Origin of the sequence: Nitrospira sp., assembly GCA_024760525.1 — a bacterium.
Taxonomy (GTDB): Bacteria; Nitrospirota; Nitrospiria; order Nitrospirales; family Nitrospiraceae; genus Nitrospira_D.
In genome coordinates this window covers 704,827-730,595 of sequence record CP060499.1, presented here as the reverse complement: position 1 = coordinate 730,595, position 25,769 = coordinate 704,827, and the positions used below count along the sequence as shown (strand labels likewise).

General features: G+C 54.1%; 38 protein-coding genes. All 38 read right to left on the bottom strand.

Annotation, left to right across the window (positions count from 1 at the left end; translation table 11 throughout):
* Nucleotides 1-33: 33 nt before the first annotated feature.
* The 38 genes from H8K04_03545 to rplP all read right to left on the bottom strand — a co-directional run bounded on the left by H8K04_03545 (nt 34) and on the right by rplP (nt 25,766).
* A complete protein-coding gene (locus H8K04_03545) occupies nt 34-372 on the bottom strand; it encodes a P-II family nitrogen regulator (protein UVT16647.1) in 339 nt (112 codons plus the stop codon).
* A gap of 330 nt (nt 373-702) precedes the next feature.
* Entirely contained in the window at nt 703-2,484 is a 1,782-nt protein-coding gene (locus tag H8K04_03540; GenBank protein UVT16646.1) for an NAD+ synthase, read from the bottom strand.
* A gap of 118 nt (nt 2,485-2,602) precedes the next feature.
* The gene (gene aroB / locus H8K04_03535) at nt 2,603-3,697 is read right to left on the bottom strand and encodes a 3-dehydroquinate synthase (GenBank protein ID UVT16645.1); all 1,095 of its coding nucleotides are present in this window, start codon (nt 3,695-3,697) and stop codon (nt 2,603-2,605) included.
* A 245-nt stretch (nt 3,698-3,942) separates the two neighbouring features.
* A complete protein-coding gene (pilQ, locus tag H8K04_03530) occupies nt 3,943-5,922 on the bottom strand; it encodes a type IV pilus secretin PilQ (protein UVT16644.1) in 1,980 nt (659 codons plus the stop codon).
* Nucleotides 5,919-6,545 (bottom strand): pilus assembly protein PilP, encoded by a 627-nt coding sequence (locus tag H8K04_03525; GenBank protein UVT16643.1) that lies wholly within the window; start codon nt 6,543-6,545, stop codon nt 5,919-5,921. Before H8K04_03525 ends, pilQ begins: the two co-directional genes overlap by 4 nt.
* A gap of 14 nt (nt 6,546-6,559) precedes the next feature.
* On the bottom strand, nt 6,560-7,198 hold the full coding sequence (pilO, locus tag H8K04_03520) for a type 4a pilus biogenesis protein PilO (protein UVT16642.1): 639 nt from the start codon (nt 7,196-7,198) through the stop codon (nt 6,560-6,562).
* Nucleotides 7,199-7,200: 2 nt separating this feature from the next.
* Nucleotides 7,201-7,755 carry a PilN domain-containing protein gene (locus tag H8K04_03515; protein UVT16641.1) on the bottom strand — a complete coding sequence of 185 codons (555 nt, stop codon included), beginning with the start codon at nt 7,753-7,755 and terminating at the stop codon, nt 7,201-7,203.
* Entirely contained in the window at nt 7,752-8,858 is a 1,107-nt protein-coding gene (gene pilM / locus H8K04_03510) for a type IV pilus assembly protein PilM (protein ID UVT16640.1), read from the bottom strand. Before pilM ends, H8K04_03515 begins: the two co-directional genes overlap by 4 nt.
* Before the next feature lie 15 nt (nt 8,859-8,873).
* A complete protein-coding gene (locus H8K04_03505) occupies nt 8,874-9,104 on the bottom strand; it encodes a MerR family transcriptional regulator (protein UVT16639.1) in 231 nt (76 codons plus the stop codon).
* A 117-nt stretch (nt 9,105-9,221) separates the two neighbouring features.
* On the bottom strand, nt 9,222-10,088 hold the full coding sequence (rapZ, locus tag H8K04_03500) for an RNase adapter RapZ (protein UVT16638.1): 867 nt from the start codon (nt 10,086-10,088) through the stop codon (nt 9,222-9,224).
* A gap of 183 nt (nt 10,089-10,271) precedes the next feature.
* Nucleotides 10,272-10,583 carry a ribosome-associated translation inhibitor RaiA gene (gene raiA / locus H8K04_03495; GenBank protein ID UVT16637.1) on the bottom strand — a complete coding sequence of 104 codons (312 nt, stop codon included), beginning with the start codon at nt 10,581-10,583 and terminating at the stop codon, nt 10,272-10,274.
* A 44-nt stretch (nt 10,584-10,627) separates the two neighbouring features.
* Nucleotides 10,628-12,133 (bottom strand): RNA polymerase factor sigma-54, encoded by a 1,506-nt coding sequence (rpoN, locus tag H8K04_03490; protein ID UVT16636.1) that lies wholly within the window; start codon nt 12,131-12,133, stop codon nt 10,628-10,630.
* An 18-nt stretch (nt 12,134-12,151) separates the two neighbouring features.
* Nucleotides 12,152-12,934, bottom strand: a complete 783-nt coding sequence (gene lptB, locus H8K04_03485) for an LPS export ABC transporter ATP-binding protein (protein UVT16635.1) — start codon at nt 12,932-12,934, stop codon at nt 12,152-12,154.
* Complete coding sequence (locus tag H8K04_03480) at nt 12,931-13,443, bottom strand: hypothetical protein (GenBank protein UVT16634.1); 513 nt, start codon at nt 13,441-13,443, stop codon at nt 12,931-12,933. Before H8K04_03480 ends, lptB begins: the two co-directional genes overlap by 4 nt.
* Before the next feature lie 64 nt (nt 13,444-13,507).
* A complete protein-coding gene (gene lptC, locus H8K04_03475) occupies nt 13,508-14,080 on the bottom strand; it encodes an LPS export ABC transporter periplasmic protein LptC (protein UVT16633.1) in 573 nt (190 codons plus the stop codon).
* 163 nt (nt 14,081-14,243) lie between these two features.
* Nucleotides 14,244-14,675 (bottom strand): 50S ribosomal protein L17, encoded by a 432-nt coding sequence (rplQ, locus tag H8K04_03470; protein UVT16632.1) that lies wholly within the window; start codon nt 14,673-14,675, stop codon nt 14,244-14,246.
* A 24-nt stretch (nt 14,676-14,699) separates the two neighbouring features.
* Nucleotides 14,700-15,704: a DNA-directed RNA polymerase subunit alpha gene (locus tag H8K04_03465; GenBank protein ID UVT16631.1), complete on the bottom strand. Its 1,005-nt coding sequence runs from the start codon at nt 15,702-15,704 to the stop codon at nt 14,700-14,702.
* Between the two features lie 79 nt (nt 15,705-15,783).
* Nucleotides 15,784-16,410, bottom strand: a complete 627-nt coding sequence (gene rpsD / locus H8K04_03460) for a 30S ribosomal protein S4 (GenBank protein UVT16630.1) — start codon at nt 16,408-16,410, stop codon at nt 15,784-15,786.
* Between the two features lie 87 nt (nt 16,411-16,497).
* Complete coding sequence (gene rpsK / locus H8K04_03455; protein UVT16629.1) at nt 16,498-16,881, bottom strand: 30S ribosomal protein S11; 384 nt, start codon at nt 16,879-16,881, stop codon at nt 16,498-16,500.
* 26 nt (nt 16,882-16,907) lie between these two features.
* Nucleotides 16,908-17,306, bottom strand: a complete 399-nt coding sequence (rpsM, locus tag H8K04_03450) for a 30S ribosomal protein S13 (protein UVT16628.1) — start codon at nt 17,304-17,306, stop codon at nt 16,908-16,910.
* Between the two features lie 112 nt (nt 17,307-17,418).
* Entirely contained in the window at nt 17,419-17,532 is a 114-nt protein-coding gene (rpmJ, locus tag H8K04_03445) for a 50S ribosomal protein L36 (GenBank protein ID UVT16627.1), read from the bottom strand.
* Between the two features lie 18 nt (nt 17,533-17,550).
* Nucleotides 17,551-17,769 carry a translation initiation factor IF-1 gene (gene infA, locus H8K04_03440; protein ID UVT16626.1) on the bottom strand — a complete coding sequence of 73 codons (219 nt, stop codon included), beginning with the start codon at nt 17,767-17,769 and terminating at the stop codon, nt 17,551-17,553.
* A gap of 25 nt (nt 17,770-17,794) precedes the next feature.
* Nucleotides 17,795-18,553, bottom strand: coding sequence for a type I methionyl aminopeptidase (map, locus tag H8K04_03435; GenBank protein ID UVT16625.1), 759 nt, complete (start codon nt 18,551-18,553; stop codon nt 17,795-17,797).
* Nucleotides 18,550-19,206, bottom strand: coding sequence for an adenylate kinase (locus tag H8K04_03430; GenBank protein UVT16624.1), 657 nt, complete (start codon nt 19,204-19,206; stop codon nt 18,550-18,552). Before H8K04_03430 ends, map begins: the two co-directional genes overlap by 4 nt.
* Before the next feature lie 4 nt (nt 19,207-19,210).
* Nucleotides 19,211-20,530 (bottom strand): preprotein translocase subunit SecY, encoded by a 1,320-nt coding sequence (gene secY, locus H8K04_03425; GenBank protein UVT16623.1) that lies wholly within the window; start codon nt 20,528-20,530, stop codon nt 19,211-19,213.
* Nucleotides 20,523-20,972, bottom strand: a complete 450-nt coding sequence (gene rplO / locus H8K04_03420) for a 50S ribosomal protein L15 (protein ID UVT16622.1) — start codon at nt 20,970-20,972, stop codon at nt 20,523-20,525. Before rplO ends, secY begins: the two co-directional genes overlap by 8 nt.
* Entirely contained in the window at nt 20,969-21,187 is a 219-nt protein-coding gene (rpmD, locus tag H8K04_03415) for a 50S ribosomal protein L30 (GenBank protein UVT16621.1), read from the bottom strand. The genes rplO and rpmD overlap by 4 nt, the downstream gene beginning before the upstream one ends.
* Nucleotides 21,187-21,696 carry a 30S ribosomal protein S5 gene (gene rpsE / locus H8K04_03410; GenBank protein ID UVT16620.1) on the bottom strand — a complete coding sequence of 170 codons (510 nt, stop codon included), beginning with the start codon at nt 21,694-21,696 and terminating at the stop codon, nt 21,187-21,189. The genes rpmD and rpsE overlap by 1 nt, the downstream gene beginning before the upstream one ends.
* A 76-nt stretch (nt 21,697-21,772) precedes the next feature.
* Entirely contained in the window at nt 21,773-22,141 is a 369-nt protein-coding gene (locus H8K04_03405) for a 50S ribosomal protein L18 (protein ID UVT16619.1), read from the bottom strand.
* A 6-nt stretch (nt 22,142-22,147) separates the two neighbouring features.
* Nucleotides 22,148-22,684 (bottom strand): 50S ribosomal protein L6, encoded by a 537-nt coding sequence (rplF, locus tag H8K04_03400; GenBank protein UVT16618.1) that lies wholly within the window; start codon nt 22,682-22,684, stop codon nt 22,148-22,150.
* Between the two features lie 41 nt (nt 22,685-22,725).
* The gene (gene rpsH / locus H8K04_03395; GenBank protein ID UVT16617.1) at nt 22,726-23,121 is read right to left on the bottom strand and encodes a 30S ribosomal protein S8; all 396 of its coding nucleotides are present in this window, start codon (nt 23,119-23,121) and stop codon (nt 22,726-22,728) included.
* 49 nt (nt 23,122-23,170) lie between these two features.
* The gene (locus H8K04_03390) at nt 23,171-23,356 is read right to left on the bottom strand and encodes a type Z 30S ribosomal protein S14 (GenBank protein UVT16616.1); all 186 of its coding nucleotides are present in this window, start codon (nt 23,354-23,356) and stop codon (nt 23,171-23,173) included.
* A gap of 44 nt (nt 23,357-23,400) precedes the next feature.
* The gene (gene rplE, locus H8K04_03385) at nt 23,401-24,048 is read right to left on the bottom strand and encodes a 50S ribosomal protein L5 (GenBank protein UVT16615.1); all 648 of its coding nucleotides are present in this window, start codon (nt 24,046-24,048) and stop codon (nt 23,401-23,403) included.
* A gap of 8 nt (nt 24,049-24,056) precedes the next feature.
* On the bottom strand, nt 24,057-24,386 hold the full coding sequence (locus tag H8K04_03380; GenBank protein ID UVT16614.1) for a 50S ribosomal protein L24: 330 nt from the start codon (nt 24,384-24,386) through the stop codon (nt 24,057-24,059).
* 22 nt (nt 24,387-24,408) lie between these two features.
* Complete coding sequence (gene rplN, locus H8K04_03375) at nt 24,409-24,777, bottom strand: 50S ribosomal protein L14 (GenBank protein UVT16613.1); 369 nt, start codon at nt 24,775-24,777, stop codon at nt 24,409-24,411.
* A gap of 51 nt (nt 24,778-24,828) precedes the next feature.
* Complete coding sequence (rpsQ, locus tag H8K04_03370) at nt 24,829-25,095, bottom strand: 30S ribosomal protein S17 (protein UVT16612.1); 267 nt, start codon at nt 25,093-25,095, stop codon at nt 24,829-24,831.
* An 8-nt stretch (nt 25,096-25,103) separates the two neighbouring features.
* Nucleotides 25,104-25,319, bottom strand: coding sequence for a 50S ribosomal protein L29 (gene rpmC, locus H8K04_03365; protein ID UVT16611.1), 216 nt, complete (start codon nt 25,317-25,319; stop codon nt 25,104-25,106).
* A 30-nt stretch (nt 25,320-25,349) separates the two neighbouring features.
* Nucleotides 25,350-25,766, bottom strand: a complete 417-nt coding sequence (gene rplP / locus H8K04_03360) for a 50S ribosomal protein L16 (GenBank protein ID UVT16610.1) — start codon at nt 25,764-25,766, stop codon at nt 25,350-25,352.
* Nucleotides 25,767-25,769 lie beyond the last annotated feature (3 nt).

Genomic DNA, 25,769 nt, shown 5'->3' with positions numbered 1-25,769 from the left:
GCAATGATGTTCCACCGCTTGAATCCCCTTCCCTCACAATGCGGTTTCTCCGGTTTCTCCTGTCCGAATACGCACCGCCTCGCTCAATTCTCGAACAAAAATTTTCCCATCACCGATACTGCCGGTTTTAGCGGCGCGAATGATGGCCTCGGTCACCCGTGGCACCTGCGCATCCGTCACGGCGACTTCGATCTTGACCTTGGGCACAAATTCGATCGTATACTCTTGCCCCCGATACATTTCCTTATGGCCCTTCTGACGTCCGAACCCTTTGACCTCGGACACGGTCATGCCTTGGACACCGATTTCCAGCAGGGCATCCTTGATTTCTTCGAGCTTGAACGGTTTGACAATCGCCTCGACCAACTTCATGTAGATGCCCTCCCTGCCCAGCTGGCTCAAGAACCCGTGAAGGTTCTGAGATCGGACCATTAAGGAGTTCGATGTAGTTAACCGGTAAGCTACGCCTATCGCCACGCGAAAGCCATGGCCACTCCATCCGTCTGCCTGACTTGGGAGAGCCATCATAGCCCATCCTTTCCGCGCACTCAACGTGGAAATCGTTCAAAGTCCGCATAATCGCTCGACCTCTCGGTCACTGTACGAGCCGAAGGGAAAAGCACCCCAGTTCCTCCACTCTTATTCAGATCTGAGGGCAAATGTCTCCGTAATATCGATGTGTTTGGGAATAAACCCGTATTACTACCGCATACTCCGGTATCGGTTGGTGATCGGCATGCGCCGGTCTTTGCCGAAGGCGCGAGGAGTGATTTTGACACCGATGGGTGCCTGACGGCGCTTGAACTCGCTGCTATCGACCATCTTCACCACGCGAGCGACCGTGGCGCGATCAAACCCGGCTTCCACGATTTCATCGAGCGAGCGGTCTTCTTCCACATACGCCTGAAGGATGGGATCGAGAACCCCATATGGGGGCAGCGTATCTTCGTCCTTTTGATTGGGTTTGAGTTCGGCACTCGGTGGCCGGTCCAGTGTGCGCTTGGGAATCACAGGCGACGAATCGCGCCCATTTCTGAACCTCGCCAGGTCATAGACCATCGTCTTCGGCACATCCTTGATGACGGCAAACCCGCCGGCCATATCACCGTAAAGAGTCGCATATCCCACGCTCAGCTCGCTCTTATTCCCAGTGGTCAGAACCACATGACCGAACTTATTGGATATCGCCATGAGGATATTGCCGCGAATGCGCGCCTGAAGGTTTTCCTCTGTCACATCTGCCGCGCGGTCGCCGAATGACGGAGCCAACGACTGTCGATATGCCTCAAACGTCGGAGTAATCGGAATGACGTTCAAGTCGATGCCGAGGCCCTGCGCAAGACCCACAGCATCCTCTTCGCTCTCATGCGATGTATAAGGAGACGGCATGAACACCCCCAGGACATTTGTGGCCCCAAGCGCATCCACGGCCACCGCCGCGGTCAACGCTGAATCAACCCCACCGCTCAGCCCAATGACGACCCGCCTGAACCCATTCTTGCTGACATAGTCCTTCACCGCCAGTACCAGAGCCTGGTAGACTTCATGGACCTCGCCCAACGGCTCTGCCAAACCCGGTACGATTCGATCTCGCTTCCTCTTTGTCACAGGCGTGTTCACCGCGAGACGATCGACAATTGAAGCAACCTTTCCCGTCAATGCCCTCGTCCGTCCGCGAGTCCCGCGCCTGGGGGGCACGGCACCCACGTGTAAATCAGCTACCAGCAACTCTTCTCGGAACGCGCCACCGCGTGCGATCACATTGCCGGATCGATCGAGAATCACACTATTCCCATCAAAGACCAACTCGTCTTGACCTCCAACCATATTCGTATAGGTCACGATGACTCCACTTTCACGCGCTCGGGTCGCCAACATCTGCTCCCTCGAACGGCTTTTACCGACGTGAAATGGAGAGGCATTGATGTTGACGATCACCTCCGCCCCAGCCGTTGCTTGAACACGGGTAGGCCCTTGAGGGAGCCAAATGTCTTCGCAGATGTTCACACCGATCGTCGTTCCATTGACCACGAGCAACGGAAGCCTCCGCCCTGGATGAAAATACCGGCTTTCGTCGAACACGCCATAGTTCGGCAAATACCGCTTGCTATAGCTGCCGACCATCCTGCGATCGCCAATCAGCGCTGCCGCATTCGAGAGCGTATGCTGACGGGCTGAGACAATCGATGACTGCGATGAACGTGCGTCAGGTTGATCACCTCGCCCCACATAGCCGATAACGGCAACTACGCCGCGACAAGCGGGAATGATCTCGTTCAGGGCACGAAGATTATCTTCCACAAACTGCGGCCTGAGCAGAAGATCTTCGGGAGGATAGCCGGTAATCGCCAGTTCCGGAAAGGCGACCAAGTCGGCCTTGGCTTTTTTCGCCTCGCCGAGCCAATACATGATCCGATGAACATTGCCGTTCAGATCCCCCACAGCGGGGTTCATTTGTGCCATCGCGATCCGCAATACCTTCATCGCACTCCAGCCGACCAGGATTATGACTCTGAGAAACAATGGGCCAGCTTATGATGAGGAGCTGTTCCTCTTGGCGTGGTCCCTATACAAGGAGGTTTCAGTATGATCTCGACTTGAGTTATGTCGCCCGCGATGCCGCATGCCACCGATCAAAGACGCGTTTCTCTAACGGCGCTATCCGGACCTCTCCAATGCGCAACGGCCACACTCCGACAACCTGACCCTCCGATACTTTCTTATCATGGAGCATGGCCTTCCATATCTTCACGGGAGCTCGCCGGGGTAGCCGGTCGCTTAGCCCCGCTTCCTTCACAAGGCACCGAATCTCTTCGACGACGGCACGGGCACACATACCCTGAAAACAAGCGAGGTCGGCTTCCTGGACCAATCCAATGCCGACAGCCTCCCCGTGGACAAGCGACTGATAGCCCCCTAACGCTTCAAGCGCATGCCCGATTGTATGTCCATAGTTGAGGATGCGCCTCCGATCGGATTCTCGCTCATCCGCAGCGACCACTTCAGCTTTGATTTCACACGATCGCTTCACCACCGTTGCGACGACATGAGGAGTTTGTTTCCGTAACTCCGGCATGTTTCGTTGCAGATAAGCAAAGAACGGCGCGTCTGCGATGATGCCATACTTAATCACCTCGGCAAGCCCCGCGACCCACTCACGCGCAGGCAACGTCCGAAGTGTCGATGGATCGATCCATACGGCGCGGGGCTGGTAAAACGATCCGATCAGATTTTTACCCAGCCGATGATCGACACCTGTCTTGCCTCCGACGCTGGAGTCTACCTGGGCGACAAGCGTCGTCGGGACTTGGACATACGAGATGCCACGCTGGTAGATCGAGGCCGCAAACCCAGCCACGTCGCCCACGACTCCCCCTCCCAGGGCCAAGAGGAGAGACGACCGCTCAAATCGATGACGTGCCAACACATCGAGAACGTGTTCCACCGTCTTCAGTGTTTTTGAGCGTTCTCCAGGAAGGAACACGATCGGAACAGGCTCAATCCCGCACCGCCTGATCACCTCACACGTGTTCTTCAGATAGTGCCGGGCCACGTTCCGATCAGTCACAATTCCTACTTGTCTTTTCACTCCCTGCTTCTTCAACTCCCTTCCGAGCCGCTCTAAAATCCCGGTCTGAACGACAATCTCGTAGCTTCTATCAGCTAGGGAAACCATGACCGTTGAAGCTGGAGTCATTTCGCCACTCTGCATATTGTTGAGAGACAGAATTTCATATCGTTTCCATTGCGCAATACGCCCCCACGCACCACAGCGGGTGGGCATCGTAACACAGCTTCGGCAAAACTAAAAAGATGGACCTAGTGAAGAAGGCACTCAGACTCTAAGTAGTATTGAAGGGGTCGCTATGGGATAAAAGCAAGAGCGTGGTGACGCCGAAAGGCGTCACCACGCTCGTAGTCAACACACGCCTGAGATAGTCGCTAGGTCTTGATGATGCTCGGTGTGAGGAAAATGAGCAACTCTTGTTTCCCAACCGATTCAGACTTATTTTTGAATAACCAGCCTAGAACCGGCATGCGAGAGAGATAGGGAACACCTTGGACATTGTTGGCTTGTGTATCGACGAACACTCCGCCGATCACCATTGTTTCGCCATCCCTGACGATCACCTGAGTGGTGGCTTCTCGTCGATCAATACTCGGCCCAGCCGGGTTGCTCCGTGCACCGACGGCATTACGAGTTGCCCGCACGCGCATCAGGATTCGTTTCGCCTCTTCCCTTGGATCGCGCGAGGTGATCTGCGGTGTGACGTTCAACTCCAGATTCGCATCGACAAATGTCGTTTGTGTGCCTTGCAAGGATGTTGTTTGAAACGGAATCGATTCGCCCTGGGAGATCTTTGCTTCCCGCTTGTCCAGTGTGGTGATCTTCGGTGCGGCGATCACTTTGGTCAAGCCAAGCAACTCTCCGGCTGAGAGCCGCATATCCAAGGCGAAATCGCCGCCAAGCTTGCCGAAGGTCCAGCCGATCGAGGGAACGGCTGGTAATCCACCGACCTGGGCCGGCAAGTTGACCAGAAAGGACCGATCGATCGTATTGTTTCCTGTCCCGGCAATCTGCCCGAATGGACCGGTAAGGCTCGAGAGGGCAAAGAAATCGGTAGGTGTGCGATTGCCCGCTTGGAAGCCCCACTGAATGCCGAGTCCTCTCGCGTAGACGGTGTCAGCTTGAACGATGCGCGCTTCAATCTGCACCTGAGGAACCTCCAGATCCAGTCCTTCCACAAGCTGCTTAATGATCGTTAGTTTGGTTTCCGTGTCTCGCACGATCAACGCGTTGCTTCCCGCATTAAATTGCATCAGGCCGCGCGGGCTTAAGTTTTGTCGGAGCGATTGCATGAGCTCCTGCGCTTGAAGATTCCTGATATAGAAGACACGGTCGACGAGTTCCTCTGCCTTGGTCTTGGCATCCTTTGCCCGTGCTTCTTCATCCTGCTGCTTGGCAAGATTCGCCAGCGAATCTACCCAAACAATGCTCCCTTGACGAATCATGCCAAGCCCGTTCATCTTCAAGAGCATGTCCAACGCTTGGTCCCATGGCACACTGACCATCTTCATCGTAACTTTCGACTTGACGCCATCTCCCACGACGATGTTGAAGCCGCTGACTTCCGCAATCAATCGGAGAATGTTAGTAATGTCAGCCTGCTGAAAATCGAGCGAGATGCGCCGACCTACAAACCGCGTTTGTCCTACCACAAGGTCATCGGATCGGTCGTCCTTCTCGGCAGGAGCACTCTCCCCCGCCATCTGAACCCGTTGCACTTTGAACTGAGGCTGTGCCGGGCTGACAATTCTCGCCGCTCTTCTGACCACATGGTCTCCAGATTCAAACAGAGCTTTGCGGGCTCGAGGGACGATTGAAACGCTTTCCTCTCTCTCCAATTGCGCAGCAACCACCGAAGGTACTTTCCGTTCGCTCGGTTTCAGGGTGACCAGGACGTTATTGTCTTCGCGCGCGAGAGAAAAGACCGGCCGCTCCGGCACGTCGAACACCAACCGGACCTTATCGGCATGATGCCCGACTCTGATCTTCTTCAGCAGGTAATGGTCGGCTCGCACCACGGATCGCCTGAGGGTGGACGAAACGGCTGGAATATCAATGATCAACCGGGACTCATCCAAGAAGTTGGCCTCGGGGAATAACTGACCGTCACCGGTGATAACAACCGTCACCGAGTCAGTTTCATGGCGCACATCAACTGCGGTCACGGCTTGTGCGAGCAATCGCAGAGTAGGCTTTTCTGCCCTCGCCACATCACTCCGCTTCATCGAGCCGATCTCTTCGGCACCAACAGCCGTATCCGTATAGATGATCAGAGCGGCGAGCGACAGCCCCACGGCTCCGATGAAACATCCAGCTGTCAGGAAGCTACCTGTGCGACAAAATAATGGTTTCATTCTGATCCCTCTTTGGGATGAAGGAGCTTGACATATTCTCGCTCCTGCTTGGTGCCATACACATCTGTGAACCGCTCTTGGACAATGATGCCACGCTCGGTAATGGCGCTGACCACTCCGTTGTTTTGCCCGATCCTCGTCCCTCGTCGAACGGTATACCCATGCCCCTCAGGAGTCTGCACCATAGCCGTATAGCCGTAGGCCCCCCATACAATGGCAATCAGGTTGAGTTCCGTCAGCGTCACCCGCTGTAATGGTGGAAGAGTGGTATCGGTTCTCCCCGGCTGAAGTTCCTGGATGATGGGGGCGAACGGATCCCGCCGACCCGAAGGGTCATACCCGGACCCAGCCACGCCATCCGTTAATGGCAACTGGGAAGGCGCCTGGGCATTGACGCCCATCGATGGAGCTTCCATTGCCGGCGGAGTGGTCCGTGGGACTTCCGGATCGGAAGACATTTTGATGGTGTTGTGCCTCATCGGGGCGACTTGTCCAGGAATGGCAGATGGCTCAGCTTGAACCGCCACACTCCCAAAAAGGATGCTCCACGAAAAGACTGTGCCGACACCGACTGCCACGGAGTATCTCCAAGCCTTCTTCTCGCTGAGATCCGATTGACGCATGGTTTCGCGATCCTCTATTTGCCGGCTTGAGCCACTTTGGGAGCGTTTGCTGATGCTCCGGAAACCGGCTTTTCTTGTGGCGCAGCATATGCGATCAGGTCAAACGTTGTTTGCGACACAATCCGCCCTTGTTCAATTTTTGGAGAGCCCATCTTAAGGCCCGACACCGTGACAATCCGAGGGAGTCGATTGATGCGGTCGAAAAACAGCGCGGCCGTATGATAGACACCCGCCACTTCGACATTGACCGGCATCTTGACAAAGAGCTTCGACGGATCTTCGGTCTGTGCGCCGGGTTTCCATAGTTTGATATCGAGCCCCAAGCGCACCCCTAAGTCGGATACTTGTTTCAACAGCATGATCGCTTCTTCTTCCGGCGGGAGGCGCTCTTTCTTCTTGGCCAATTCAATTTCAAGCTGTTTATTGGCCGCAACTAACTCATCGAGATGTTTCACTTTGATCGTGAGGGTTTGAATTTCACTCTCCAACCCGGAGTTTTCAGCTTCGACGGCCACAATGGCTGCGGACTTCGGCTCTACGATATAGAAATAGAAACCGGCAACCAGGCCGCCGACCAGGAGGAACAACAGGGCAGCCTTTTGCGCAGCCGGCACATTACGCAGAGCATCGAGATTGAGTTGGGGTAACGTCATTCCTACCCTTTCAGACGAAAGGCCAACCGGAACTGGTACAGATTGATCTTGTTCTCGACCGCAGCTTTACTCTCCTGCAGATTGATACCGGTAAAGTAATCCGTGCGGCGCAAATTGTTGACGAATTCGACTACATCATCGTTTGTCAACGCTTTTCCCTCTAATTCGACCGCATCGGAAGACACGCCTAGCCTTGTGAGCCAGACTTTGAGCGGCTCTACGCTTTGACTCACATGATCGAGAACTTTCACCGGTCCCATTCTTGATTGCTCAAGCTGATCTATGATCCGGTTCTTGTCTTCAAGCAGCTTTTTCCTTTGCTCGAAATCGTGGACTTGCTTGACCTGCTCTTTCAGCTGAGCAACTTGCTTTTCCTTATCCCGTTTTTCCTCTTGCCGAGCTTCCAGTTCGCTATCCAAGGACGCCGAATACCACCAACAGCCGGCCAGCGTGACCAGGATCACCCCGACACCGAGCAGCACCTGCGCACGGACATCGTATTGAGGTTTGGCCGATCTTCCCTTGGGCCCGCCGGGGAGGAGGTTAATGCGAATCATCTGTCACCCACCGCTCTCAAAGCCAGACCGATGCCGACGGCTGCGGATGGAGCCAGCTCAGCCAGGAAGTCGGGGTCCACGCCACATCCCGCAACATCGATCTCCGCGAATGGATCAGCCAATTCCACCGGGAGCTGCATGCGATCACCGAGCTGCTGAATCAAACCCTTGGCCCTCGCTACGCCGCCACAGACCAGAACACGATTGAGCTCGGAGTCGGCGGTCGACGTCTTGAAATAATCCACCGTCCGGGCGATCTCCGACGCGACCTCTGCATTCACGCTGTCTATGACGTTATTGAGGGACGGCCCGCCCGAATCACTCCCTCGGTCCTTCTTCTTATTCTCTTCGGCTTCTTCAAACGACAGTCCGATCTCGCGTTGTATAGCCTCGGTGTACCGATTCCCCCCCAACGCGATATCTCGAGTAAACAAGGAAGACCCCGCGCGGATGATATTCACATTCATCACGCTCGCGCCAAGATTCACCAGAGCCGTCGTTTCTTCCTGTGCCATCGGATAATTAATCGCGTGCATATTTTCGATTGCGAAGGCGTCGACATCCATGACCATTGGAACCAGTCCGGCGGACTTGACCAGTTCGGTCAGTTCATTGATTTTGTCTTTCTTTGCAGCAACGAGAATCACCGCCATATCCCCGTGTCCATCACCGGACCCATCCGATGGCAGAACATGAAAGTCGATGTTCACCTCATTGATGTCGAAAGGGATATACTGTTCGGCGGCCAATTTTACCTGTCCTTCCAACTCGTCATCCGGCATCGGCGGCAAACTGATCTTCTTCACTATGACGGCATGCCCTGAGATCGAGATGGCGACATGCTTATTCTTGACGTTGGCTTCATCGAACAATTCCCGAATAGCCGAGACCACACGACCTTCGTCCATAACGGTCCCGTCGACAATCACTTCCGGCTCAAGCGGCTTCACGCCGAACTTTTGAAGAAAGTACCGTCCCTTACTTTCTTTAAGCTGGGCGACCTTGATCGCACTTGATCCGATATCAAGCCCCACCAGTTGCCGGCGAGGAGTCAGCATCGCAATGATGTCGGTCTCTACGAGCTTTTTAAACACAGTCAGCATGCGTTACCTGCCACTCTACACGACGGTTTTCCTGGCACGAATAACTTTCTCAATTTCGTCCACATTCTTTCGCGTATACAGCCGCCAATTTCTCCAATCACGAGCCGGCTGAGTGATAACTCCCTCTCGTTCCCACCGAAAGAGCGTGGCCTTCGAAATATCGAACAAGTCGCATATCTCATACGCTTTGAACCCTGTCTGTTTTGAATGCTGCGTAAGACGTTTCACTTCCGTATTTACACCCATTTAATGGCTTTTGTTAATCACAAAGCTAAGTATAGTCAATATGCTCTACCTGTCAAGGAAACGGCTTTTTGGGGGCGATCACGGCAGGAACACGATGGCTGCCAACCCGGCAACAACCTATGTTTTATCGATATCTCGGTGTTTGAGCCCCACCTCATACCCCAAGGAGGCGAGGTGTTCGCTGAGGCTCCTGGCAATCGCCACGGAGCGATGCCGTCCACCGGTGCACCCGATTGCGATCGTGAGATAACTACGCCGCTCTCGCTGAAACAGCGGCAGAAGGAACTTCAGTAACTGTTCGACATGTTCTAGGAAGGCGGTGGCATCAGGATCCGTCAGCACGAAGTGACGGATCCGCGGGTCATCTCCGGAAAGCGGCTTGAGATCGGGCACAAAAAATGGGTTTTTCAGAAAGCGCACATCGAATAACAGATCGATGTCGTAGGGTACACCGAATTTATACCCAAAACTCAGGAGTGAGATGATGAGCCGCCTGTCCGATGACTCCCTCTGGAACTCCCTGGCAAGCAGTTCACCGAGCTCATGCACCGTCAGATCGGAGGTATCGATGATACGATCAGCCCGCCGTCGAAGTTCGGCCATGCGCTCTTTTTCATATCGGATACCATCCAGAACGGGAAGATTCGGCAAGAGGGGATGGGGCCGCCGGGATTCGGAGAAACGTCTGATCAATACCTCTTCACGAGCCTCGAAGAAGAGCAATTGAACGGCATGGCCAAGCGCTTTGACTCGTTCCAGGATTTCGACGAAATCCGAAAAAAACACGCGTTCCCGAATATCGATACCAAGAGCGACATTTGCAATTTCGCCATGCTGCTGATGACAAAGATCGACAAAGGTTGGAAGCAGAGCAGGAGGAAGATTGTCGATACAGAAATACCCGGCATCCTCAAATGCCTTGAGGGCATAGGATTTTCCGGATCCCGACAACCCGCTGATGATGACTAGATTGAGCCGAGCCATAGGTCCAGGATTGCCTCGACCGCTACCGAAGATATCCGGATCAGACCGTCACGACCGAATCCTCCGCACATGAGACCTACCGTGGCAAACACGATGCCTCGCGTTCCTCCTCCCTCGCTGCAGCGGAGTCCGCCAGGAGCACCGCTCGCATTGTTCATTGCGGGTGCTTTGGGGAGAAACAGGTCACTCCCTCTTCGGCTTGGCTGGCTTATGACTGACGAGGCGCTCCTTCCACTTTCGGAACTGCGCATCCACACGGTCGACGAGCGCATCGATGGTGGCATACATCTCCGGGGTCGATATCTTGGCTTGCACTCGCTTGCCGCTGACCGCACCGGTCACTTCTCCCTTATGCTGAAGCTTTTCAACTCCCAGTACAACTTGGAGTGATCCCACCTTCAACCCATAGCGATCCAATCGACCGAATCGAGTTTCCACATAGTTTCTGAGCGCCGGCGTGATGTCCATGTGGCGGCCTGTAATTCTCAACTTCATGCTCACCTCCAATTTGGATCACGTTGGATGCGAAGCGGCAGCGATCAAAAAAACCGTTTGCGCTGGCTGGCAGAAGGAATGTTCAATTCAGCCCGATATTTGGCCACCGTCCTCCTCGCAATGAGCACGCCCAGGTGGCGAAGTCTGGCGGCGATCTCTTCGTCTTTCAACGGACGCTTGGCATCTTCTTCAGCCACCATCGTCTTAATCATGTCTCTGACGGAAACGGAGGAATGCATCCCCGAAGGCTCGTCGGCTCGTTGGAGCCCGGCATTGAAGAAGAACTTGAGCTCCAGCATACCTTGCGGGCAGTACATATATTTGTTAGCCGTCACACGGCTGATCGTCGATTCGTGCATCCCGATATCTTCAGCCACCTGCTTGAGAACCAATGGCTTGAGATATTGTACGCCATGGTCAAAAAATTGCTCCTGAAACTTGACGATACTGGAAACGACTTTGACGATCGTCCTATTGCGCTGCTCAATGCTTCGGATAACCCACTGCGCGGCTCGCAACTTTTCATCCATGTAGGCTTTGGTCTCCGGAGTTCCGCCCTGTCCCGAGGAAATGAGCTGCTTGTAATATGGGCTGATCCTCATGCGCGGCAGCCCGTCATCGTTTAACAGCACAACCCACTCCCCTTCATTTTTAACCACAAACACATCGGGAACGATGACATAGTTCTGTGTATTGGTGAACGGCCGCCCGGGTTTGGGCTCGAGCTCTCCGATGATCTTCGTGGCTTGAAACACTTCCTCGACCGTGACGTTCAAAGCCTTGGCGATCTTGGCATATTGCTTCTTTTCCAAGTCCTTCAAATGATGCAGGACGATGCTCTCAATAATGGATCCCTTCAGCGCTCCGGGAGGTGACCCGAGCGAACCGAAGGGGTTTCGACCTAAATGCCCCAGCTGTAACAGCAGGCATTCAGGAAGATCCCTCGCAGCGACGCCGGTCGGATCGAAAGTCTGAATGTCCTTGAGCACGGATTCTGCTTCGGCTTCAGTAAAACTGGTTCCAACGATCACTTCAGCCAACGAAATGCGAAGATATCCGTCGTCATCGAGATTGCCGATGACCAAGCGACCCAGTTCCTTGTCTCGCTCAGGAAGTGTGGACAGGGACAATTGCCAGAGAAGATGTTCTTCTAGAGAGGTCGCCTTTGCCACAGTTTGTTCGTATGAGGGAAAGTCGTCTTGCGCTGAAGAATATTCGGACTCGCCGTTCCTTCGATCCCTGCCAAAGTATTCTTCCCATCCGGAAGCGGAAAACTCCTCCGGCGACCCTCGCTCTTCCGGCGTTTCAGCCCCAGCCGACTGCTCCTGCACCGCCGAGGTAGACGTTTCTTCAGCCTTTTCCTCATTGGCCAGCTGATCACCTTCTTCCACATCGGCTTGAACCTCGTCCAATAAAGGGTTCTCCATAAGGTGTTGCGTGAGGCTTTGCTGCAATTCGAGGCGAGACAGCTGCAACAACTTGATGGCCTGCTGCAGTTGCGGCGTCATGATTAACTTTTGACTGAGCTTTAGATCAAGACGCAGTTTCATCGCGGACGATTCATTCCTCTATAACTTAAACTGTTCTCCAAGATAGACCGCTCGGGCAGTCTCACTTTGCACGATCACTTCGGGAGGCCCCGATTCCAGAATCAATCCTTCGTTAATGATATACGCCCGGTCAACGATCGACAGCGTTTCCTGCACATTGTGATCGGTGATCAATATACCGATCCCCTTCTCTTTCAATCGTGTGATGATCTGTTGAATATCGGCTACCGCGATGGGGTCAATCCCTGCAAATGGCTCATCCAATAGCATAAAGGACGGCGTGGTCGCCAATGCACGCGTAATCTCCAAACGCCGTCGCTCTCCCCCCGACAGCGCATAGGCCATGCTCTTTCGAATGTGCATGAGATCCAATTCCTTGAGCAACGCATCCACTCGTTGGCTCCGTTCGTGACGAGCATACCCCAGCATTTCGAGAATCGCCAAGACATTGTGCTCCACCGAAAGCCGTCGAAAGACGGATGACTCCTGCGGCAAATACCCGATTCCCCTACGCGCTCGTTTATACATCGGCAGATTGGTGACGGATTCCCCTTTGAAGGTTATTTCTCCTTCATCGGGCTGACACAAACCAACCATCATGTCGAAGATGGTGGTTTTCCCGGCCCCATTCGGACCGAGAAGTCCTACCACCTCACCCGCGTACACCTCGATCGCGACACCCTTGACGACTTTACGGCTACGAAAACTTTTCACCAATCCTGTGGCTCGCAGACATGCCCCCTCCCGTGCAGGGGGCAAATCGACGAGTGCGCCAGGCTCAGCGTGAACACTCTGAGTCATGGTTGGTTCGGGCCCTCGCCTTCGATGCGTACATGGGAGCCTCCCTCCACCACACTCCGCTCTTCCGTCAAATAGATCGTAATCTGTTTGCCGCTGACACGGGTCCCTTTTTCCCATGCCACAGGATCGCCCGTCAGCACAATCTTTTCGCCGTCAACGAAATACACGGCTTTTTGGCACGTGGCGTTGCCATTCTCATACTTGATCTTGACGTGATGGGCGTCAGCCGTCGCCTCGATCCGGCTCACGGAACGATTCGACACCGTGGATACGGCATTACTCTCCTTGGGCGGGGAGTTGTGAACGGAATCCCCCTGATCCGTTCCTCCACGAGGCGACTGCGTGTTCTCACGGTTTCGCGAATTGAACAGGACAACCATCTTATCTGAGTGGACAACGAGTGGGCCGCGAGTGAGCACGACCATTCCTTCGAAAACTGCCTGGCTGTCTTGGTTTCGCACCGTCATTTTCTTGGAAGTAATCGTCGTCGGCACGTCGGATGCTTCCACACTCCTCTTCAGGTTTCCAGATTCCATTGAAGGAGCTGCCAACGTGGATCCGACGAAGATGACATTAAGAAGAAGGTACCAGATCCACATGGACATCTTGTAAAACCTCGAATTCTTCAGACTCCATTCGCCCGAGCAACCCCTGTCCCGTTACCACCAGCCCATGCCCCACGATCCGCACAGGATCCCCCGTCCGAATTTCTTTAGCCTCATCCGTCCAGACCAAATGATTGGTATAAATGGTATACCCGCTCTTGGTTTCCACGACAATGGGCGTATCACGATTGGCCAACGCAAAGTCCTTCGTTGCGGTATCGAGTGTCCCTTCGTCGCCATGCACGGTCACTTCTTCACCTTCCCCACCATAGAAGATGAGGGCAACCTCGCGGAGCACCGCGCGCTTTTCTTGCTCAAATAGCCGAGCCTGCTTGGCCTGCACTTGCCATTGGACAACCTCGCCTTTTGACTGCGTAAAGGTGAACTCCAAGAGTTTGGCATCTGCTTGTTCAATCGATCCGGAAGGTACCGCCTGGCCAGTAGACACTGAGTCAGCATTTCTGAAGAGAAGAACGCCGAGAAACGCGGCCAAGAGCACGCTCAATGTGAGGAGGGTTCGTCTCGCTACGAGTTCCCACATGCGTTAGGAATTCCCCCAACATAGATCCACGGTGATAGCTGGCACGATCGTAGCATGCACCGCTTGTCAAGTAAACGTCCTCCGGAGAACCAGAAACAAAAAGACTCCCGCGTGGTTTCACGCGGGAGTCTTGACGTACAAACCGAGTGTGGTTGTTTGAAACTTACGCCGACGTTCCGGTCTCGCCTGACGCAGGCTGTGCAGTCCGAGCAGCCGACTTCTTCTTGGTCGTTATTTCCGGGCGGGACACTAACTCAATCGCCACCATCTCAGCAGCATCTCCAATACGGCGCCGAGTTTTCACAATTCGCGTGTATCCGCCCGAACGATCCTTGAATCTTACGGCAACATCGGCGAACAGTTTGGACACAACGGCCTTGCTGCGAAGAAACCCCAATGCCCGCCGTCGAGCAGGAAGCGTCCCTTCCTTGCCAAGTGTGATCATACGATCGGTAAACCCTCGGATCTCCTTGGCCTTCGCTCCCGTGGTCTCGATTCGCTCTTGATCCAGCAACGAGGTCACCAAGTTTCTGAACAACGCTCCTCGGTGCTTGGTCTGCCGCCCAAGTTGTCGTCCTTTTTTCCTATGTCGCACGGTATTCCCCTTGGCTAGAAAGCATTACTCGGGCTTCGGACTTCCATTGTGCGGAGACGACGCAGCCTCGATTTTAGTCCCCAACGAAAGTCCCATCTCAGTAAGAATTTCCTTGATCTCGTTGAGGGACTTCTTCCCGAAGTTTTTCGTCCGAAGCATCTCTCCTTCCGATTTTTGCACAAGATCCGCGATCGTCTTGATATTCGCGTTTTTCAGGCAATTGGCCGCGCGAACCGACAGCTCCAACTCGTTCACGCTGCGGGAGAGATTCTTATTCACTTCCCGCTGAGACTCCTCGTACCCTGCTTCGCTTTTCCCTTCGCTGCGCTCCTCCGGATTGATAAAGATATCCAAATGTTCGCGCAGAATGCCCGCTCCAGTAGAAAGGGCGTCCCGTGGACTGATGGTGCCGTCCGTCCAGATCTCCATCGTCAGCTTGTCATAGTCCGTCATCCGCCCGACACGCGCATTCTCAACATGGAAATTCACACGCTTGATCGGAGAGAAGATGGAATCGATGGCGATCACCCCGATCGGCAATCCTTCTTCCTTATTGCGCTCGGCCGGCACATACCCTCGCCCATGCTTGACGGTCATTTCGATATCAAGCGTCGCATCTTTGTCGAGCGTCGCGATATGCAAATCAGGCGTCAGAATCGCCACGTCAGCGTCGTGAAGAATATCGGAGCCTTTCGCCTCTCCGGGGCCCTTCTTTTTCAACCGAATGGTCTTCGGCTTGTCGGTGTGAAGCGCTAACCGCAAGCTCTTGATATTCAGGATGATCGCCGTAACATCTTCCGTCACACCCGAAATCGTCGAAAACTCGTGCACGACTCCTTCGATCTTCACCGTCGTAACCGCAGCCCCCGTAAGCGACGACAACAAAATGCGACGGAGGGCGTTACCGATCGTGGTGCCAAACCCCCGTTCAAACGCTTCCGTCGTGAACCGCCCAAATGTGGGGGAATGCGCATCCTTGTCGACTTCCACCCGCATTGGGATCTGAAAGTCTTTCATCGCTTTGATCATGACCCACCCTCCATACCATCGAGTGAGGAACACATTGACAGATGACCTGAACCAACGGAATGAAATTCAGACCGGCAACCTATCGTGAGTACAATTCCACCACCATCTGTTCGTTTACCGGCAACGCGATCTGCTCCTTTACCGGCAAGGCCCGCACAATTCCCTTGAACGCCCCTTTATCCAGTTCAAGCCAATCGGGAATCCCCCGGCTATCGACGGATTCCAACGCGGCTTGGATGGCCGCCAAATCTCGACTCCGCTCACGAATCTCAATCACATCACCTGGTTTCACCAAGGCACCGGCCACCGTAATCTTCTTGCCGTTCACTGTGAAATGGCCATGACTGACCATCTGACGAGCTTGTTTCCGAGAAGCCCCAAACCCCAATCGGTACGCGACATTGTCCAATCGGCATTCGAGCAATCTCAATAAGGCATCGCCGGTGACCCCGGTCTGTCGCTCGGCACGTTCAAACACACCACGGAATTGACACTCCTGAAGACCATAGATTCGACGCAGCTTCTGCTTCTCGCGCAACTGAAGGCTATAGTCCGAGGTACGCTGACGCCCCTGCCCATGTTGCCCAGGAGGATAGCTCCGGCGTTCGATGGCACATTTCTCCGTCATACAGCGAGTGCCCTTGAGAAAGAGCTTCTCACCTTCTCGCCGACACAACCGACAGACTGGACCACGATACCTTGCCACTGCTGCCTCCTCGCCAAATGGCTACTAATTGCTTGAAAAACCGGTCATCTGGACCCTCTGACCCAGAGGACTCACTCCTTCTTGGGGTTAGACTCGCCGCCGCTTGGGCGGCCGGCATCCATTGTGCGGAATCGGTGTCACGTCACGAATCAAGTTGATCCGCAAACCAGCTCCCTGCAGGGAGCGAATAGCCGATTCTCGACCGGAACCCGGACCATTGACATACACATCGACCTGCCGCATCCCACTTTCCATGGCTTTTCGCGCTGCTGCCTCCCCGGCGCGTTGCGCAGCAAACGGGGTGCTCTTTCGCGATCCCTTGAACCCTTGATTGCCCGCGCTTGCCCATACCACCGTATTGCCGCTCATGTCGGTGATCGTCACGATCGTATTGTTGAACGATGCTTGAACATGCGCCACTCCACTCTGAACGATCCGACGCTCTTTCTTCTTGCCTTTTTTCACGCTCATACAACTCCTCCGGCTGTTTCAGCAGATTAGGCGCTTGGCGCCGTTTTGGTGACCGTCGGCCTCGGTTTACTACTGACGCCCGCACGTCGTCCCTTGCGTGTCCGGGCATTCGTCTTGGTCCGCTGACCACGAACAGGCAATCCTTTGCGATGGCGTAGCCCTCGGTACGATCCAGTGTCGATCAACCGCTTGATATTGAGCGACACTTCTTTGCGAAGATCCCCTTCGACCCGATGGTCGCGCTCGATGATTTCACGTAACTTGACGATCTTATCCTCGCTGAGATCCTTGACACGGACCGCCCCATCGACACCGGCTTCGTCGAGAATATGTTGAGCGGACACTCGCCCGATCCCGTAGATATACGTCAACCCTATATCCGTTCGTTTGTTCCGCGGTAAATCGACGCCAGCAATACGTGCCATGCTTCCTCCAGATATACGTGCTTGGGCACTAGCTAAGAGCCTGCTTCCTCATTCGTTGCGTCCATCATACATATACGCTCGAGATTCAGCACCCGTCGTTCGGGGCTGTCATTCATCCCTGTCGTTGCTTATGACGAGGGTTGTTGCAGAGAATCCGAACGACTCCCCGACGGCGTACGACTTTGCACTTCGCGCAAATGGGCTTCACTGATGATTTGACCTTCATATGAATTCACGGCTCCCGTTACTTAAAGCGATAGGTAATACGGCCTCTGGTCAAATCGTACGGCGACATCTCCACCGTGACCTTATCGCCAGGAAGAATGCGAATGAAATGCATCCGCATTTTCCCCGAGATATGAGCCAATATGATATGGCCGTTTTCGAGTTTCACCCGAAACATGGCGTTGGGAAGCGTCTCCGCGACCGAGCCCTGAACTTCAATAATGTCTTCTTTTGCCACGTCGTTCTGTATTCTTCCTGGAAACCTAAAGTTTCTCGATCTGACTCAAAACCTGGGGAGGTCCGGCCGGTTGTATGGCAATCGTATGCTCGAAGTGGGCAGACAGACTGCCATCCACCGTGACAGCCGTCCATCGATCCTCAAGAACACGAACAGCACTCCGACCCATGTTCACCATCGGCTCAATCGCCAATACCATCCCGGGCTGCAAGCGAGGCCCCTGCCCAGGTTTCCCATAGTTGGGAACTTGGGGTTCTTCATGCAACTGCCGACCGATCCCGTGACCGACAAACTCTGTCACGACCGAGAATCCGGCCGATTCGACATGACGCTGCACGGCATACGAGATGTCCGTCAATCGATTGCCGACGACGGCCTGTTTGATCCCCAGATCAAGCGCCTCTTTTGTCACCCGAACCAGTTTCTCTGTCGCCTCAGGGATTCGCCCGACCGCGACGGTCACGGCAGAATCTCCATAGAATCCACCGACAATCGCACCAAGATCCAGCCCAATAATATCTCCCTCCTTAAGCTTTCGCTTCGAAGGGATACCGTGAACCACCTGTTCGTTCACAGAGGCACAGAGGGTCTTGGGATAGTTCCGATAGCCCTTGAACGCTGGAACCGCCCCTCTGGCTCGTATTTCCTCCTCAGCAATCCAATCCAGTTCTTCGGTGCTGATACCGGGATGAACCGCCTTCTTGACGATCTCCAGCGCCTCAGCTACCACCCGTGACGCCGCCGCCATCACTTCGATCTCGGCGGGCGTTTTCAGAATGATCATGCCGCCTGGTATGCCGCCAGCGTTCGTACGAGGTTTTGGTAGACGGCTTCCACCGCCTCGGCACCATTGAGATGCGACAACACGTGCTTCTGTTCATAAAAAGCGATTAATGGTGCTGTCTGCTCTTCATACACTCGGAGGCGCATCTCAATCGCCTCCCGTTGATCATCACTTCGCTGAACCAATATTTCTCCGCACCGATCACACGAGCTTCCGTCCTTGGGCGGCGCGAAATCTACGTGATAGGTCGTCTGGCATTTAGGGCAGCTCCGTCGTCCACTCAGACGCTTGACGATTGCCTCTCGAGGAACCTGGAAATTAATCACTTGATCCAGCTGAATGCCTCGCTCCTCCAGCACTTTTGCCAACGCTTCCGCTTGAGGAACCGTCCGTGGAAACCCATCAAGAAGAAATCCATCAGCGTGAGATGGGTCCGCGAGTTTCTCCCGCACCAACCCGATGACCACGGAATCAGGAACCAGCTTTCCCTGGTCCATATGCCCTTTGGCTTCCAGACCAAGTCGGGTCTGATTGCGAACCGCCTCCCGCAGCAAATCACCCGTTGAAATCTTACGGATTCGATACTGAGCCGCGACCTTATCCGCCTGCGTCCCTTTTCCGACACCCGGAGCCCCTAGAAATACAAGCCGCATACCCCTATCCGCTTCTCCCACGCAACGGCGCCATTCCTTTGCCCAAAAATCCCTCGTAGTTACGCATCAGCATGTGGGATTCAATTTGCTGGGCCGTGTCGAGTCCCACCCCAATCACGATCAAAAGGGACGTTCCTCCAAAATAAAATGGGACATTGAGTTTATAAATCAGGAATTCCGGAATGACACAGACGACGGCGAGATAGATGGCACCGGCAAAGGTGATCTTCGTCAGCACATTATAGATATAGTCGGAAGTTCGTTGCCCAGGCCGGATCCCGGGGATAAACCCCCCGTACTTTTTCATGTTATCAGCCATATCCACAGGGTTCAGGACGACCGCCGTGTAAAAGAAACAGAAAAAGACAATTAAGCCGACATACATCAATGTATAGAGCAACGATCCTGGCGCCAGCTGGGCTCCGATCGATTTCACCCATGGGGTCTCAAAGAATCCCGCTATGGTTGCAGGAAACGCAATGATTGACGAGGCAAATATGGGAGGGATGACGCCTGCCGTGTTAATCTTTAACGGAATGTGCGTACTCTGTCCCCCATAGACCCGTCGGCCGATGACCCGTTTCGCATATTGCACCGGAATCTTTCGGCGTCCGCTTTCCAAAAATACGATCGCCGCAACCACACACACCATCAAGAGAGCCAAGGCGATCAGCAAGAACGCGTTGAGCTGACCGATCTCGTACAAATTGTAAGTCTGGGCGACGGCTGCCGGCAACCGTGCGACGATACCGGCAAAAATGATCAAGGAGATTCCGTTGCCGATCCCTCGTTCAGTGATTTGCTCGCCGAGCCACATCAAGAAGCCGGTGCCGGCCGTCAGCGTGATCACCGTCATGAGACGGAATCCCCAACCGGCGTTGAGTACGAACGCTCCCTGATTCATTTGTTCCAACCCAATTGCGATACCGAACCCTTGAATCAAGGCGATCCCGATCGTCCCAAACCGCGTGTATTGGATGATCTTCTTGCGGCCTCGTTCACCCTCCTTGGCCAACTTGGTCAAATGCGGGATGACGACTGTCAACAATTGGAGAATGATCGATGCGCTGATATACGGCATGATGCCCAGCGCAAAGATTGTCAGGCGGGATAATGATCCGCCTGAGAAAATATCAAGGAACCCCAGTAAAGATCCGCCCTGTTTCTGCAAGAACTCGGAGAGCGCCTCACCGTTGATGCCGGGAGTCGGAATATGCGACCCCACCCGATACACGACCAACATTCCGAGCGTGAACAGGACACGAGTGCGCAACTCGGGAATCTTGAAGATATTCTGAAAACTGGTGAGAAGCCGCTCAAGCACCGCCGATGACCTCGACTCGCCCTCCGGCCGCTTGGATCTTCGCTTCAGCAGATTTACTGAACTTGTGGGCTTGCACAACGAGTGGCTTTTTGAGCTCACCGTTGCCAAGAACCTTGATCGGCAGTTTTTTTCGTTTCACTAATCCAGCATCGACCATGGCTTGCGGAGTAACCGTCTCGCTCCCAGCCCATCCTTCGAAACTCTTGAGGTTCACAATGGCATATTCCACTCGGGAAGGATTCGTAAAGCCATACTTCGGAAGGCGGCGGATCAACGGCATCTGCCCACCCTCAAAGCCAGGACGCTTCCCCCCACCGGATCGAGCCAGTAACCCCTTATGCCCTTTGGTCGCGGTCTTTCCGTGACCGGACCCAGGCCCACGTCCAATACGTTTCCGTCGCTTCTTTGCCCCGCGCGCCGGAGTCAAATCATGAAGATTCATGGCTTTCCAACCTCAAGCAGATAGCCGACTTTATGAATCATTCCTCGTACCTGAGGGGTATCCGGATGCACAACGGTCTGACGCAGGCGTCGAAGCCCCAGGCCACGCAGCACGAGCCGATGGCGCTCAGGCGTTCCGATGGGACTGCGCCTCAGGGTCACTCGCACACTCTGAACCCCAGGTTCTGAACTCCCTGATGACTTTGTTGCCCCCATCAAGCCGTAACCCTTTCTTGTCCTTCAGCGACCGCCTGTCGACGGAAGCGAAGAACATCATCCAAATTTCTCAATTGGGTCAGTCCGTCGAGTGTTGCGCGAACCGCATTGAAGGGATTACCACGCCCTAAGGTTTTCGCGATCACATTGTGCGCGCCGACTAATTCCACGACGGCGCGAACCGCGCCTCCGGCAATAATGCCTGTTCCGTCGACGGCTGGTTTCAGTAACACATGCTCTCCCCCGAACAACCCATGCACTTCATGCGGGATGGTTCCACCCTTCAGAGGGACATGAACGAGGTGTTTCTTGGCCTGTTCGACAGCCTTAGAGATGGCGACCGGGACTTCAGCAGCCTTTCCCTTACCGATCCCAACCCACCCGTGACCGTCACCGACGACAACGAGCGCGCAGAAGTTGAAGCGCTTTCCACCCTTCACAACTTTTGCGACCCGGTTAATGAAGACCACCTTGTCCTTGAGGCTTAATTCATCGGGATTGACTCGCACGCTCTTACCCCTCAGTCCTAAGTTCGGTTACAGTTCGGGAGGAAGATCATCCACGATACCCTACCCGCTTCTCACCCTAAAATTGCAAACCCCCTTCGCGTGATGCATCGGCAAGCGCCTTGATTCGACCGTGGTACATCCGTCCACCTCGATCGAACACTACAGCCGTGACTTTCGCGGCTTTGGCGCGGTCGGCGATCAATTTCCCCACCGCCTTGGCCGCCTCAATTCCACCGGTCGACTTGAGCGATTTACGGAGCGATTTATCGAGCGAGGACGCGGCAGCAAGGGTTGCTCCTCGAGTATCATCGATAACCTGAGCGTAAATATGAACCGCGCTCCTGAAGACATTCAAGCGAGGCCGTTCAGCCGTTCCCAGAATGACTCGCCGCACTCGCCGGCGTCGGCGCTCAAGCTGTCGAACTTTGTCTGCAGCATTCATCATCGGTTCCTACTTCCCAGTCTTGCCTTCTTTCTTGCGCAAGACCTCACCCGCATAACGGACACCCTTTTGCTTATAGACATCCGGCGGCTTAATGGCTCGCAGATCAGCTGCGACCTGGCCGACTAATCGCTTGTCGACTCCTTTGATGTTGATGAGCGTTTGTTTGTCCACCTTCACATCGATACCTGTCGGGACCTGATAGATCACCGGGTTGATATACCCGACATTGAAGCTCAATGTTCGGCCCTGGACCTGGGTCTTGTAACCCACTCCGGTAATTTCGAGCGAGCGCTCGTACCCTTTTGTCACGCCATGGATCATGTTGCTCAATTCCGCACGGGTCAGTCCGTGTAACGCACGTAACTTGCGATCGTCGCTAGAACGACCGACAATGACCTGGCCATTATTCACGGCAACATCAACTCCATGCACGAGCGACCAATCTAACTTACCGAGCGGACCCTTGACCGACACAGTTGATCCGGCGACTTTGACTTCCACTCCACCCGGAATGGCAATCGGTTTTTTCCCAATACGCGACATCTGTTGTATTCCTTCAGCCAAGGTCTCGATAACTTATCTGCTCACCATACCGAGCAGAGCACTTCACCCCCGAGGTGACTCTTGCGAGACTCCTGGTCCGTCATAATTCCTTTTGATGTTGAAAGGATTGACAGGCCGATCCCATTACGGACCTTTTTGATATCCTGACTGCCGACATAGACGCGGCGTCCCGGCTTACTAATGCGCTCGAGCCCCGTAATCATAGGCTGTCCTTCACCGACATATCGCAGACGCACGTTCAGAACGGGATGGCCGTCCTGCACTGCGTCCTCAATTGCGTCAACGTAGCCCTCTCTTCTCAAAATCTCCAAAATCGCGCGCTTTAGCTTTGAGGTGGGAACCGTGACCATCTCAAAACGGCGTTGCGCGCCATTTCTTAAACGAACAAGAAGATCGCCGATTGGATCGGTAACCATGCTATATCCTTCTACCCTCCGTTTTCAGTCACAGACGTGAACACACCACCTACCAGCTCGATTTCCGTACTCCAGGGATCTCGCCACGTAATGTCATCATCCGAAAGCAGATGCGACACATCCGAAACCGACGCAGATATCCCCGCACTCGACCACAGACGCCGCAGCGATGATATTCGCGAGTGGAAAATTTCTGTTTCGTTGCCGCCTTATTTCTGAGCGCTAATCGTGACACAAACACTCCTTCCGTCCGACCGTGACCGTCGGCTCATGCCATTTTCACGCACGAAACGGCATCCCGAGGTGCTTTAAAAGAGCTTTCCCTTCGTCGTTCGTCTTGGCCGTGGTAACGACCGTAATGTCCATACCGTGAATGGATGCAACTTCGTCGTACTTGATTTCCGGGAAGATGAGCTGTTCCTTCAAACCCAGCGTATAATTCCCACGGCCATCGAATGCTTTCGGAGAGACGCCGCGGAAGTCACGGATACGAGGAAGCGCCAATGACACCAATCGATCGAAAAACTCATACATTCGCCGGCTACGGAGCGTCACTTTAGCACCAATGGGCAACCCTTGCCTGAGCTTGAACCCGGCGATGGCCTTTTTGGCCCTCGTGACCACCGGCTTTTGGCCCGTGATCATCCCCAATTCAGTCACCGCACTCTCCAAGAGTTTGACATTCTGAATCGCCTCACCCATACCCACATTCAACACCACGCGTTCAAGCTTGGGAACCTGCATCACATTCTTGTAGCCGAACTCCTTCATGAGTGCCGGTATCACCTGTTGCTCATACACGTCGCGAAGTCTCGGCCTAAACTTGGACTCCTCACTTCCCTGGTCCAGTTGCTGCGCCGGACTTTCCTTCTTTGAGGATTTTCGTTCAGACGGTTTGCTGGGTCGGTTCTTCGATTCCTTAGCCATTCGCCAACCTATTCCACGGTCTCGTTTGATTTTTTGCTGAAGCGCACGCGCCGCCCATCCTCTGAAATGCGGATCCCGAGCCGAGTGGGCTTTTGCGTGGCTGGGCAGAGAAACATGACATTGGAAAGCTGAAGCGGCGCTTCCCGCTCCAATATGCCCCCCTGCTTGACCTTCTGATTTGGTTTTGTATGTCGCTTGACAATATTCAGCTTTTCGACGAGGACCTTCCCGGCGCCACGATCCACCGACAAAACTTTACCGGTCTTGCCTCGTTCACGGCCGGAAACCACGACGACCGTATCCCCTTTTCGAATTCTGCTGTTTCGGAATACTCCCACAACGCCCCTCGTTCGTTTTGCCCTACAAGACTTCAGGTGCCAAAGAAATAATCTTCATGAACTTCTTCCAGCGGAGTTCGCGAGCAACGGGACCAAAGATACGCGTCCCAATCGGTTCTCCCTCTTTATTGATCAAGACGCACGCGTTTCGATCGAACTTGATGTAAGATCCATCCTCGCGTCGAACTTCTTTGGTCGTTCTGACGATGACCGCTCGGCTCACATCCCCCTTCTTCACACTTGCTTGAGGGATAGCCTCCTTGACAGCCACCACCACGACATCACCCAGCGATGCGTAGCGTCGCCTCGTTCCCCCAAAGACATGAAAACACATGGCCTGCTTCGCCCCGGAGTTATCGGCCACATCCATATACGTATAGTTCTGAATCATCGATATGTTCCTACGAGTATCGAAAGCTGATGAGTCGGAGAAGGACCTCGGTTATTTTTCAGGCTGCCCTTTTTCCATGACCTGGACGACGCGCCAATTCTTTTCTTTACTCAGAGGTCTGGTCTGAACGAGCTTGACCCGGTCTCCCACTTTACACATCCCACTTTCATCATGAGCCTTTAATCTCGTCACCCGCCTAAGAACCTTTTTGTAGACCGGATGGACGACTGACCGTGAAACGACAACGACGACGGTCTTTTGCATTTTGTTACTGACGACATCGCCATACCAATGACGTCGCTTTGCCACCTCAGACATAATGTCCTTTACCTTTTAGGTCCTTTTGTTCGACCCTTCACCTGCTGGAGAACGGTCTTCACTCGCGCAATATCCCGCTTCGTTTTCCGAATCTGCATAGGATTTTCGAGACGCCCGGTGCCGAACTGAAAGCGCAGATTGAACAGCTCTTGCACGAGCTGCTTCTCTTTCTCCGCAAGTTCATCCACCGCCATACCACTCAATTCTTTGACGTCCAGCGCCATATGCCCGCTCCTCTTTACACCGGCAAGAACTTATCCAAACTCACCGCGAACGACCAGTTTCGTCGCAATAGGCAATTTGTGAGAAGCGAGCCGAAACGCCTCTCGAGCGGTTTCCGGTGTCACTCCGTCCATCTCATACAGAATCCTGCCCGGCTTTACGACGGCAACCCAGTATTCAGGATTTCCCTTCCCTTTGCCCATTCGAGTCTCGGCCGGCTTTTTCGTAATCGGCTTATCCGGGAAAATACGCGTCCACACCTGGCCACCTCGCTTCACATAGCGAGTAATCGCAATACGAGCAGCCTCAATTTGTCGGCTGGTGACCCATCCCGGCTCCAATGCCTTAAGGCCGAACTCTCCCAGCGTAATCTGTCCACCACGATAGGCCTTTCCGGTCATCCGGCCTTTTTGCATCTTTCTGAATTTGACTTTCTTAGGCGCTAACACAGT